This window comes from Ahniella affigens (assembly GCF_003015185.1).
GTDB lineage: Bacteria > Pseudomonadota > Gammaproteobacteria > Xanthomonadales > Ahniellaceae > Ahniella > Ahniella affigens.
In genome coordinates, this window is sequence record NZ_CP027860.1 from 3,702,476 (window position 1) to 3,714,380 (window position 11,905).

Here is an 11,905-nt window from a genome sequence, read left to right on the forward strand (position 1 = left end):
GGACGTGCATGTCGGAAACAGTTTTGTTGCTTGCCGGATTGGCCGGAATGGCCGCGGGATTTCTGGACAGTATCGTCGGTGGTGGTGGTCTGATCATGACGCCCGCGATGCTGAATTTGTTTCCAGAACTCAGCATTCTGCAGATCATCGCAACCCAGCGCACAAGTTCCATCTTCGGCACCAGTGTCGCCGCGTGGAATTACCTGAAGCATGTCTCGGTGCCCAAATCGGCCTTGATCGGCGCATCGGTTGCAGCGCTATTACTGTCGATCGGCGGCGTCCTACTGGCCAAACGCGTAGACGCCGAAGCCCTGAAGTGGCTCGTGCTGGCGATGTGTGTGGCACTCGGCATCTACACCGCGTTCAAGAAGAGTCTCGGGGAAACTGACACCAGCGGCACCGATACACGCCGGATCACCGATCGCGCGATTTTGATCGGCGGCGTCTGTGGCTTCTACAACGGGCTGATTGGCCCCGGCACCGGCACGTTGTTGGTGTTCGGCTTTGTCGCGCTGGTTGGCTTCAATTTTCTGCGCGCGTCGGCGCTGGCCAAGGTCAGCAATGTGGCGGCCGATATCGCGAGTTGGACCGTGCTCGCCCTTTCTGGCTTCGTGCTCTGGAAGATTGCTGCCGTCCTGATTGTCGGCAATGTGATCGGCAGCTATCTCGGTAGCCGCCTCGCCATTCTCAAGGGCAGCCACTTTATTCGCCTGATGTTTCTCGGCATCGTCGTGTTGCTAGTGGGCAAATTGCTCTGGGATCTCAGCCAGCAGTAAGAGCAAGTAGGGCGGCTATTGCGAGACTTGCCATGCCACGTACCGCGTCGACATCGGCCAGGGCCGGTATCCTCATATGCCGCCGGCGGTGCCCGCTAGCTGTCTGAACGGAGCCGTGCAGCGATCTCACAAATGTTCTTTCGGGCGCGCGCCAGACTCGGGGAGTTCACGCAAGCTCGCTCAGGACTCCAAACATTTCGTACGAACTGCACAAGCCGCGCATTGTAGTTGACCCCCACCCTAGCGCTGGCCGACCTAGCGGGAAGCAAATCAGCCTTCATCTCGCGAGTCGACTTTGAAACAAGCTTGAGCAACTCGGCCTTTGGATCTCGGATTTCATCCGGGCGAACAGTGATGCGTGCAGCCGATACACCGAGGAAATTCGAAATTCCGACTTGGTCTGCAAGAAGCCACGATTCGATCTCTCTCACTACTACCCGAAAAGATAGCCTTTCAGGTAATTCCGGGCCCAATTGCCACTTTGCCCTCAGCTCTGGAGCGCAGGGAGTCTGATCGAGGTCAGGCAGAATGAGCGTTGGGTGGCGCACAGCAAGTTGCCGAAACTTACCCATATTCGCTCTGAGATAACCATTGCCCTTCTCGCCAAACCGCAAATCAATTGTACCGCCAGTCTGCTCGACCAATCGCTCTGCTACGGCTTCAGAAGGAAGGTCCTCGGTAGCGATGACCCACTTCATTGAAGGGTGCCCAACTCGGTCACACTCACAGGATTCGTCTTAGGGAGCATAATCTCTGAGACTGAAAATCCACTAGTGTAAGCGTCCCGCTCACTATCGCTCATTTCGCGGATTTTCGTGCCTTCAGAGCTTGGCTCCAGCAGGAGCACACCATTGCTGTCTATTCCCGGATTCGACAATAGCGGTTCACTATGAGTGCTAATCAGGATTTGCGACTTTCTTCGCTTCATCTTCTCCAGTGCACTCAGCAGCCCGGGAACTTCCTTCACAATCGAGTTGTTTAGCGACAATTCGGGTTCCTCAAGCAGGATCATGGAGTCACCGTCCAAAATGATCCACGTTAGTGCCAATAGCCTAAGTGTACCGTCCGAGAAATGGTCTTCCCTTTGCCACCCGGCGTTTGGACGATGATGGGAATATTGGGCCTCGAGGTGCGGCCGACCTGTCGCCTCATCTTTCGCGAACCGAAGCGCCTTGAATTGAGGAACTGCAAGCCTTAGCGCGGTTTCGATCTTCTTTAACCTGGATTCTCTGACTCGCGACGCTGTCCGCGCTACTCTCTCAAGGAATCCCTGTCCGAAGGGATCGTCTTCGAGCCGTTGACCACCTATTTTGTCACCATACTTGAGCAATTGCGGGACAAGATGGAGGTATGTGACGCCCGCGAAAAACTCGACCAGAGGGCGAAATTGCTCATTCGACTGAATCTGCTCCAGTGCCGTCTGAGTGAGCCTCAATGCATCCGAATGGTCCTCAGGACTGGGGCGATCTAACAAGACTTCGCCGTTGCGCGTGACCATCTCGGTCGAAATCAATGTGCGTTGCGCACCCTTGCCTTCTGGCTTAAACCCGAGTTTGTAGTTCCATTTGACTTCTTCTAACTCGCCGGGTTCGAGCGCATCCACCTCGACCAGAACTTCAGGATCTCTTCTTGCATGAAGGCATCTAAGCTTGGGAATTCCGCCCCGATCGGCGATAGCCTTCTGCAGTCCGCCACCTTGAGGCTTACATATATCGCGCAAGAATCGAAATACATCCAAGAAGTTGGATTTCCCTGATGCATTGGCGCCCAGCAAGTAGGTTCGCTCGCGCAATGAAACATCCGCATCACGAAAGTTCCGCCAGTTCTTAATGTGAACACGGGTCACGTACATGACACTCACCTGAGTATTTTGGCCATAGCATAGCCGACAATTGGAACGCCGAAATGCGGTTCGAACTCCAGAACCTGACTGGCGAGTCCCAAATGCCTTCAGCGAAATTGCTGCCGTTGGTCGAATCTCATTGACGTCATACCCGCCGAACTCAGACGAGTTGACGATCATGCTCACTGGCACTAATTCGACCCTGCCCGATGTCGCACTCCTTGATGCGCGGTTGGAAGCCCTGCTCGAACCTGAGCCCGAGGCACTCGCGACAGAGCTGTTGCGCCTGCGTAGCATTGATGCGCCGTTGGCCGAGTTGCTTGAGCGCCTGCTGGCGCCGACTGTGGACGAATTCAACGAGCAATCGTGGCGGGGCTGCCGGGCTATCGGATCATGGCAAGATTGGCCGTGGCGGCTCCAGCAGCACTTACGAGGCCGAGCGCAACATCCAAGGCGCCGCAGGCAGTCGCGATCAAGCTGCTTGGCGCAAGCACGGTCAGTCGCGAGGAACACCGAAGCTTTCTGAACGAGCACCTGGTGCTATCGCACTTGCCGCATCCGAATATCTCGACCTTGCTCAATGGCAGTATCGCCGCCGGTCGACCGTATCTGGTGATGGACTTGATTCGCGGACAACCCATTGACTAGGTCTTGCTGCCACCAGCGCCGATCGAGGCCGTGCTCGAAGCCATTCTCATCATTCTCGATGCATTGCAGCTGGCGCAGCCGCACTTGATCGTGCGTCGAGATATCAATCCGGAAAACATCGGGATGGATGTCGAACTGCGAAATCGCTGGCACCCAACATCCGCGCGCTCAGCCCTCAGAAATTTCTGAGTTGAAAACAGAATTCCCTGAGCCAAAGTTCAGAAAATCACTGAGGACGGAGCCATCTTGGGTCCGTAAAGTGGCGTCCATGCAGCAAGGCTGCTGCATATCAACACCACTCAACTCAAGGATGATATTCATGAATCTGCTCAAGACCGCTCTGTTCGCCGCCCTCATTGGCCTGTCCAACCTGGCGCTGGCGGCGATCAACATCAATACTGCCAGCACCACCGAATTGGAGACGCTGAATGGCGTCGGTGCCGCCAAGGCCAAGGCCATTGTCGAATACCGCGAGAAGCACGGTCCGTTCAAGTCGGTGGATCAGCTCGCCGAAGTCAAAGGCATCGGCGAGAAACTCGTCGAGAAGAACCGCGCGAATCTGACGACCGCGGCTGGCAAGTAAGGCCCCGGGCGCTGATACTGCAACGGCGGGCGCATCACGGATGATGCACCCAACTCAAGAACCGCTCAGCCTGATTTGTCGCGGTGTTCAAGGAAGAACCGCCACGACGAATCACTGAGACCACAAACGAAACCACACGGGCCCCACCCGCGATTAGCCGCGCAGGCAGTGCGTCGCGACACCGATCCTCGGCAGAGATCTGTGATCGCAGCGCGCGTGCCCAGACAGGGCCGATCAGAACAATCACCGAGCACGAGGCCGGCGGTTGTTTGCGATCGACACCCTGAGCGCGCGTCAGGTGCAGGTGACGTGCCAGCCACCGCAGCGTCCACCTGGTGCTTCCTGGACGTTTTCGCTGACTGACCTCCGACACGCTCTGCCAGATGCGCGCCGCGCAATATGCCGGCAACGGGGCTCGTGTGGGTTCGCCAAGACCGGGCACTTGTACCCGACGCGTTCGCCCGGAAGATCATTGACCGACCGGACAACCGCGTTGGCGCAGGAGCGGGCGTGCTACTGCTTCTTTTTCTTTGGCACGTAGAGATCGGTCACCGTGCCTTCGCAGACTTCGGCAGCCATGCCGACGGTTTCGCCCAGTGTCGGATGCGGATGGATCGTCAATCCGATATCGCCGATTTCGGTCTGCATCTCAATGGCCAACGCCGCTTCACTGATCAGATCACCTGCATGCGGCCCGACAATGCCAACGCCGAGTACGCGGTGAGTTGCCGGGTCGTAGAGCATTTTGGTGAAGCCTTCGGTGCGGCCGATGCCAATCGCGCGACCTGAGGCGGCCCACGGAAACTTGCCGACGTCGTAGGCGATCCCTTTCTGCTTGGCTTCGTTCTCGGTGAGCCCCACCCACGCTACTTCCGGATCGGTGTACGCCACACTCGGAATGACGCGCGCGACGAATTCATGCGCCAATCCTGCCGCCACTTCGGCGGCGACCTTCGCCTCGTGTGTCGCCTTGTGCGCGAGCATCGGATTCCCGACCACATCGCCAATCGCAAAGATGTGCGGCACATTCGTACGCATTTGCTTGTCGACGGCAATGAAACCACGATCGCTGACTTGCACACCAGCGGCTTCGGCGTTGATCTTCTTGCCATTCGGGCTGCGGCCAATCGACACCAGCACGCGGTCAAACACGGCTGGCGCGGGCGCTTTATCGCCCTCGAACGTCGCACGCAGACCTTCCGGCAGCGCTTCAATGCCCGTGACTTTGGTCTTCAAATGAATACCGGCATAGCGCTTGTTAATGCGCGCCTGCAGGGGCTTGACCAGATCGAGATCGGTACCTGGCATCAGCTGATCCATCAATTCGACCACGGTAACGTCGGTGCCGAGTGCCTGATACACACAGGCCATTTCCAGGCCAATGATGCCACCGCCGACGACGAGCAACTTTTTCGGAATGTCCTTCAGCATGAGCGCGTCGGTTGAATCCATCAGACGCGGATCGCCCCAGGGCAGGCCCGGTAGCTTCACCGGCTGCGAGCCGACCGCGATGATCGCTTTCTCGAAGCGCACGAGTTTGGTGCTGTCGGCCGTGGTGACTTCGACTTCGTTCGGCGACACAAACTTGCCCACACCGGTGACGCGTGTGACCTTACGCTGCTTGGCCATGCCCGCGAGACCATTGCTGAGGCCGCCGACCACTTTCTCTTTGTACGCACGCAGTTTGTCGAGATCGATACTGGGAGCGCCAAAGCTGACGCCGAAATCGCTCGCGTGACTCGCCTCGTCGATAACCTTCGCTGCATGCAGCAGCGCCTTCGACGGAATACAGCCGACATTGAGGCACACGCCGCCGAGCTGCTCGTAGCGCTCGACGAGCACGACCTGCTGATCGAGGTCAGCCGCACGAAACGCCGCCGTGTAGCCGCCGGGTCCCGCGCCCAGCACGAGCACCTGGCACGTCAGATCAGGCTGCCGACCTGTTGCCGCTGCCGCTTGCGGCGCCGGGGCCGCATTCGAGGTTGGCGTGGAAGTGGTTGCGGGTGTCGGTGCCGGAACGTTGGCAGGCGCCGCTGCCGCAACGGGCTTGGCGGGTGCCGGTGCCGCTGCAGCGCTGGCGATTTCAATCTCACCCACCACATTGCCTTCCGACAATTTGTCGCCGATCTTGACGTTCAACGCGACAATGGTGCCGGCCATCGGCGCGGGCACTTCCATCGTCGCCTTGTCCGATTCGAGCGTGAACAGACCCTGGTCTTTCTTGACCGAGTCGCCCACCTGGACCAACAGTTCGATCACCGGAATGTCCTGGTTGCCACCGAGATCCGGAACTTTGATTGCAACGCGATTCGACATGCTCGGTGCTCCTTACAGCATCACGCGACGGAAATCGGCCAGCACCTGTGCCAGATACGCGGTGAAGCGCGCGGCAGCGGCACCGTCGATGACACGATGGTCGTAGCTCAGCGACAACGGCAGCATCAGTTTCGGTTCAAAAGCCGAACCATTCCAATGCGGCTTGTGGCTCGACTTCGACACCCCGAGAATCGCGACTTCCGGTGCATTGATGATCGGCGTGAATGCCGTGCCGCCAATGCCACCGAGCGACGAGATCGAGAAGCAACCGCCTTGCATGTCGGCAGGGCCGAGTTTGCCATCACGTGCCTTGGCGGCGAGTTCGGACGTTTCCTTAGCGATCTGCAGCACGCCCTTCTGATCGACATCACGAATCACCGGCACGACCAAGCCGTTCGGTGTATCGGCCGCGAAACCCAGGTGGAAATACTGTTTCAAGATCAGGTTCTCACCCGAGGCATCGAGCGACGCGTTGAAGTCTGGGAACTTCTTCAGTGCGGCGACGCTGGCTTTGAGCAGAAACGCGAGCATGGTGAGCTTGAGCCCGGACTTCTCGTTCTCTTTGTTCAACTGCACACGAAACGCTTCGAGGTCCGTAATGTCGGCCTCATCGAACTGCGTCACGTGCGGAATCATCACCCAGTTGCGCGCCAGATTCGCACCCGAAATCTTCTTGATGCGTGACAGCGATTTGCTCTCGGTGGGACCAAACTTGTTGAAATCGACGTTCGGCCAAGGCAGCAAGTTGAGTCCCGCGCCGCCGCCGCCAGCAGGCGCCGATGCGGCCGCGCGCGGCGCTGAGAGCGCCTGCTTGACGAAATTCTGGACGTCCTCGCGCGTAATGCGACTCTTGCGTCCCGAGCCACCCACCTGCGCCAAGTCCACGCCGAGTTCGCGCGCGAACTGACGTACTGCAGGGCTGGCATAGGGGAGCCCGGCAGCGAGTGCCGCCTCGTTCGCGACCGCCGGCGCCGGTTTCGGCGCGGTAACCGCTGGCGCCGGCAGAGCAGCAGGCATCTCCACGGGCGCAGGTGCGGCGACAGCGGGGGGCGCAGCGGGCGTCGCCGCTGGCGCGGCCACCGGTTTTTGCGCGGCCGCATCGGCCGCTTCAATGATCGCGACCAGACTGCCCTCAGAAACCTTGTCGCCAAGCTGCACGCTCAGCGCTTTGACGACACCGGCGGCCGGAGCCGGCACTTCCATCGTCGCCTTGTCCGATTCCAGCGTCACCAGGCCCTGGTCTTTGCTCACCGTATCGCCAACCTTGACCAGCAATTCGATGATGGGAATGTCCTTGTTGGCACCAATATCGGGCACCTTCGCTTCAATCGTTTGCGCCATAAGCCCTCCGGCAGTCGAACTCCTATTGTGAAGCTTCCGATGCCGCCTGAACACCCGACAAGCGTTTGAAATATCGCCATTTTGGCCATGAATTCGTTTGATAACCGAACCGTTTGCACCGATTCCGTGCAATTCGCCGCTTTTGCGGGCAAACGCAATGCACGGCATCGAGTCGGCACCGCGTGGCGGTGGCGCGCGAACGAACCGGCGAGTGGATGTTCTGGTTGCGTCGCGCATTCCGAGATCGAGGTCCGAACGCGCTCGGTCCGGCCTGTTAAAATCGAGAATGCCAAGTGGGCATCACACAGACCCGCGGCCGTCGGGAGTCAAGTAAGTGGTCAATGAGTCGTTGTTGGAACCGGACGAGATTTCGGTGCAGAAAGTGGTCGAGGCGCTGGCCTCGACGCGTGATTTGCGGCCGGATCGATTGTCCGAGTGGATTCGCGAGGCACAGGCCGATCTGCGGCGCATTGCCCATTCCGAACGCGTTTCGGTCAATGCCTCACCGACGCTGTCGACCACCGCTTTGATCAGCGAAGCCTATCTCCGCTTCGTCCACTCCGATTCGCAGTTCAACGATCGCAAGCACTTCTTTGCGACCGCGACCAAAGCGATGCGGCAAATCCTGCTTGACTATGCGCGTATGCAAGTGGCACAGAAGCGCGGCGCGGGGGTCGAGCATGAATCACTGGACGCCGCGCTCGACACACCGAGCGCGCAGCTGAAGATCGACGAGATTCTCGCGGTCGACAAAGCGTTGGAACAGCTCCGACTGATCATGCCGCGCGCCGCAAAAGTCGTGGAGTTGCGGTACTTCGGCGGTCTCGATGATCAGGAAGCCGGCGAGGCACTCGGCGTTGAGGAAAGCACGGTGCGCCGCGACTGGCTCAAGGCGCGCGCGTGGCTACTCATGCATCTGGGCGGTGCCTGATGGCCGGTGACGATCGCGCCCTGCCCTCCGGCATCTCCGAAGACGAGTTGGATCGTCTGTTGGACTTGCCGGCCGGCATGCGGCCCGCAGCGATCGAAACCCTGGCACGCGGCAATTCTGGCAAGGCCGCCACACTGAAGCGCTGGTTGCGCGCGATTGATGCCTCCGAAGGATTCCTCGACAACAGTGGTCGTCACCGCTTGCCACTGGCGCCTGGTCGCGCGGTAGCGCGCTGGCGCATTCTCGACAATTTGGGCGAGGGCGGCTTCAGTTCGGTCTATCGCGTCGAACGCAATGATGGCGCGTACGAACAACTGGGCGCATTGAAAGTCCTCCGCTCGGGTCAGGAGTCCGAGCATTGGCAGATTGCGCATGAGCGCCGGCTGCTGTCCCGGCTCAACCACCCGAACATTGCACGACTGCTGGACGGCGGCGTGTCCAAGGAAGGCGTGTCGTTTCTCGTCACCGAATTGATTCAAGGCCAGTCGTTGCAGCACTGGCGCACCGCGCAGCAGCCAGACTTGAAGCGCCGCATGCGCATCATGGTGCAACTCTGCGAAGCAGTCGCGGCGGCACATGCCCAGTTGATTGTGCATGGCGATCTGAAACCCGCCAACGTGTTGATCGATGCAAAGGATCAAGTCCATCTCATCGACTTCGGCGTCTCTCGCCTGATCGCCGCCTGGGGCAATCAGGACGCCAAGCAGCGTGCGTTCACGCCCGCCTTTGCGGCGCCAGAGCTACTGAAAGGCGGCAGCGCTGGCACGTCGACCGATGTGTTTGCGCTCGGCCTGCTGCTCTATTGGCTGTTGCTCGGCCACCTGCCGCCATCGAGGCGAACGGACAACACGCATGACCTGCTTGAACAACCGGATTCAGAGCAGATTCGGGCGCCGAGCCTTGATCCCGACGTCGGCACGATACGGCCGGCGCTGAAGGGCGAGTTGGACGCCATCGTACTGGCTTGTCTGCATCCGAATCCGACCCGCCGCTACGCCGACGTCCAGTCGTTGCTCTTTGACCTGCGCGCGTGGCAACACGGCATGCCCGTCAGTGCCCTGCCCTGGACGCGAACATACCTGCTACGTCGATTCGTTGGGCGGCATCCTTGGGCAGTGCTCGGCGCGAGCCTGATTCTGCTATTGATCGTGGCGCTGTTGCTCGACAATTTGGCGTTGCGCCGCGCCTTGCAGGCAAAGACGCCACCAGCGCCAGCACCAACCCTCAAGATGATTGTTCCGAAGTGATGCGACGGGCAGCGCGCACGCTCACAACTCGCAGCGTCTTGCCAGTTCCACGAAGCACTGCACCTGTGGGTCTTGCAGCCAGATCGTCGGAATGAAAATACCCGACTGGATCGCCTGAATGGGCTCGCTGATGGGAATGACCTTGAGCGCCTTGCCCGCCGTGGCCCGACCGCAGGGCAACAACGGCAGAACAGACACTCCGAGACCGGCCTCGATCATTTGCAAAATGATCGCCGTCGTCGTTGCCTGCATGCCAATCCTGGGTTGCACTTCGGCCGCGTGAAATGCTTCTAGGACATGTTGTCGGCCGGTTGAGCCCGGCTCGAACAGAATCAGGCTTTCGTTCGCGAGATCGGCGAGGCTGATCACCGAGGCGCTGGCCAGCGCGTGGTGATCGGGCACTACCAGAAACCAGTTCATGTCGAACCAGTGCCGATACTCGACCTGCTCCGGAAATTCGACCGGAGCCGAAAGCCCCAGCGAACACTCATCGGCTTGCAGCATCGCCCCGAGAATCTGCTGCTCGGTGCGCACACTCACGCGAACGCGACTGTTCGGCTGGAGTCGCCGATAGGCTGGTAGCAAGTCGATCAGCAGATACGACGCGAGATAGTGCGAGGCGAACACGCGCAACGCGCCCGGGTCCGATGGTCCGTTGAGTGATTCCTCGAACAGTCGCTGCTGGTTGATCAACCCCGGCGCACGCTGCAGAAACCGGCGGCCCGCAACGGTTGGTTCGATCCGGTGCGTGCTGCCGCTGACAAACCGGAACAAACGTGCGCCGAGTTCCTGCTCGATCGCGCGCAATTGCGCGACCACCGCATCCAGGTGCTCACCGGTGCTCTGCACGGTCGACTCCAGCGAGCCGCTGCGTAGCAGATTCAACATCATGGTCAGCGCGTCACGATTCACAAGGGCAACAAGAACTGAGTGGGATCAGGTGCAGTGTAACGGGCTTGCCGGCGGTTGCCAGAACACGTTGCAACCGCGCTGATAACTATGACTCGAAATCGGCATCCAACACGATGCGGTAACGTGCCTTGCCAGCCTGGAGACGGGCGATGGCTTCGGGTAGTGCACGCATCGGCAGATGCTCCACCATGGGCACGATGCGGTGGCGGGCCGAGAACGCCAGCATTTCCAGCATCTCGCCCGGGCTGCCGATCGCCGAGGAACCGACTGCCGCGCCCACATCCATCAGCAGATCTGCGGAGAAGCCCAGCGGCCGCGTATTAGCCCCTAACACATGCAAACGACCAGCTGGCGCGAGTGCGGCCGCGTAAGGCTCCAGATCGATCTCGCCGCCAGTGCAAACGAGAATCAAGTCAAATGGACCAGCGGTTCGAATCGAACCTGCATCGAGCCCGCTCGGCAGCACGCGCTGCGCGCCAAACTCGTGGATCTGCGCCAGATCGCCTTCGGCATCGACAAACGCCGTGACCGCACAGCCGAAGCGCTGCAGAAACTGGATGGCGAGATGTCCCAGGCCGCCGACGCCGACGACCGCAGTCCGATGGACAGGCTGCGCGTAACGCCGAATCGGGCTGAACACTGTGATGCCCGCACAGAACAGCGGCGCCACATCGGCGGCTGGCAACGTATCGGGTATCGGAAACGCCCAGGTCCACTGCGTGCGAACCTTGGCCGCAAAACCACCGCGCCCCTGCACGAGCAAGCGCTGGCGATCAGGGCAATACTGCAACTGGCCACTTCGGCAAGCGTTGCAGCACAGGCACGAACCGCTGTTCCAACCCAGACCGACCCGTTGCCCTGGCACAAGCCCGCGCGCCGACGCGCCCACTCGGGTCACCCGACCAACCACCTCATGACCCGCGACAAACGGAAAACGCGTGAGACCCCATTCGTTGTGCCACATCGCCAAGTCCGAACGGCAGAGTCCACAATGCTCAACCGCCACTTCGACTTGGTCTGCGGCGAGCGGTCCGAGATCGATCCATTGCACGTTCATGGGCGCGCCTGGCCCGGCGGCAACGTAGGCTTGCGTCATGTCCAACTCGCGTGGCTCGGGTCTGCGGATGGGTTGCAACCCGGTCGTGTCGGTGTCGTTCATGTGACCCCTCAAAGTTGCCAGGCCGGTACAGCGCGCCAGCCCACGTTGGCCCGGACCTCGTGGTCTCCTGTCCAGACTAGGAAGCCTGACTGAGGTGGGGATGGCGCGCCGAAGACAAGGCGCTCGGAGGCCGATCGGAACGTGCTCTT

General features: G+C 60.1%; 11 protein-coding genes. 6 read left to right on the plus strand and 5 right to left on the minus strand.

The window, feature by feature from the left end; all coding sequences use genetic code 11:
* The first annotated feature begins 8 nt into the window (after positions 1-8).
* Positions 9-776 (plus strand): sulfite exporter TauE/SafE family protein, encoded by a 768-nt coding sequence (locus C7S18_RS14330; protein WP_106892215.1) that lies wholly within the window; start codon positions 9-11, stop codon positions 774-776.
* Between the two features lie 694 nt (positions 777-1,470).
* Here the strand turns inward: C7S18_RS14330 and C7S18_RS14340 are convergent.
* Positions 1,471-2,628, minus strand: a complete 1,158-nt coding sequence (locus tag C7S18_RS14340) for an AAA family ATPase (protein WP_106892217.1) — start codon at positions 2,626-2,628, stop codon at positions 1,471-1,473.
* A 357-nt stretch (positions 2,629-2,985) separates the two neighbouring features.
* On the opposite strand from C7S18_RS14340, the gene C7S18_RS14350 reads away from it, so the two are divergent.
* The 3 genes from C7S18_RS14350 (at position 2,986) to C7S18_RS14360 (ending at position 3,850) form a co-directional block, all read left to right on the plus strand.
* The gene (locus tag C7S18_RS14350) at positions 2,986-3,267 is read left to right on the plus strand and encodes a protein kinase (protein ID WP_106892219.1); all 282 of its coding nucleotides are present in this window, start codon (positions 2,986-2,988) and stop codon (positions 3,265-3,267) included.
* Positions 3,268-3,297: 30 nt separating this feature from the next.
* Entirely contained in the window at positions 3,298-3,456 is a 159-nt protein-coding gene (locus C7S18_RS24530; protein ID WP_170113275.1) for a hypothetical protein, read from the plus strand.
* Between the two features lie 130 nt (positions 3,457-3,586).
* Positions 3,587-3,850 (plus strand): ComEA family DNA-binding protein, encoded by a 264-nt coding sequence (locus tag C7S18_RS14360; RefSeq protein WP_240623903.1) that lies wholly within the window; start codon positions 3,587-3,589, stop codon positions 3,848-3,850.
* A 513-nt stretch (positions 3,851-4,363) separates the two neighbouring features.
* On the opposite strand, the gene lpdA is transcribed toward C7S18_RS14360, so the two are convergent.
* Entirely contained in the window at positions 4,364-6,166 is a 1,803-nt protein-coding gene (gene lpdA / locus C7S18_RS14370; protein WP_106892223.1) for a dihydrolipoyl dehydrogenase, read from the minus strand.
* 12 nt (positions 6,167-6,178) lie between these two features.
* On the minus strand, positions 6,179-7,579 hold the full coding sequence (gene aceF, locus C7S18_RS14375) for a dihydrolipoyllysine-residue acetyltransferase (RefSeq protein WP_425481106.1): 1,401 nt from the start codon (positions 7,577-7,579) through the stop codon (positions 6,179-6,181).
* Positions 7,580-7,841: 262 nt separating this feature from the next.
* On the opposite strand from aceF, the gene C7S18_RS14380 reads away from it, so the two are divergent.
* The gene (locus C7S18_RS14380) at positions 7,842-8,438 is read left to right on the plus strand and encodes an ECF-type sigma factor (protein ID WP_106892225.1); all 597 of its coding nucleotides are present in this window, start codon (positions 7,842-7,844) and stop codon (positions 8,436-8,438) included.
* Positions 8,438-9,685, plus strand: a complete 1,248-nt coding sequence (locus C7S18_RS14385) for a serine/threonine protein kinase (RefSeq protein ID WP_106892226.1) — start codon at positions 8,438-8,440, stop codon at positions 9,683-9,685. Before C7S18_RS14380 ends, C7S18_RS14385 begins: the two co-directional genes overlap by 1 nt.
* A gap of 21 nt (positions 9,686-9,706) precedes the next feature.
* On the opposite strand, the gene C7S18_RS14390 is transcribed toward C7S18_RS14385, so the two are convergent.
* Positions 9,707-10,576, minus strand: coding sequence for a substrate-binding domain-containing protein (locus C7S18_RS14390; protein ID WP_106892227.1), 870 nt, complete (start codon positions 10,574-10,576; stop codon positions 9,707-9,709).
* 106 nt (positions 10,577-10,682) lie between these two features.
* On the minus strand, positions 10,683-11,756 hold the full coding sequence (locus tag C7S18_RS14395) for an NAD(P)-dependent alcohol dehydrogenase (protein ID WP_106892228.1): 1,074 nt from the start codon (positions 11,754-11,756) through the stop codon (positions 10,683-10,685).
* Positions 11,757-11,905: the final 149 nt, after the last annotated feature.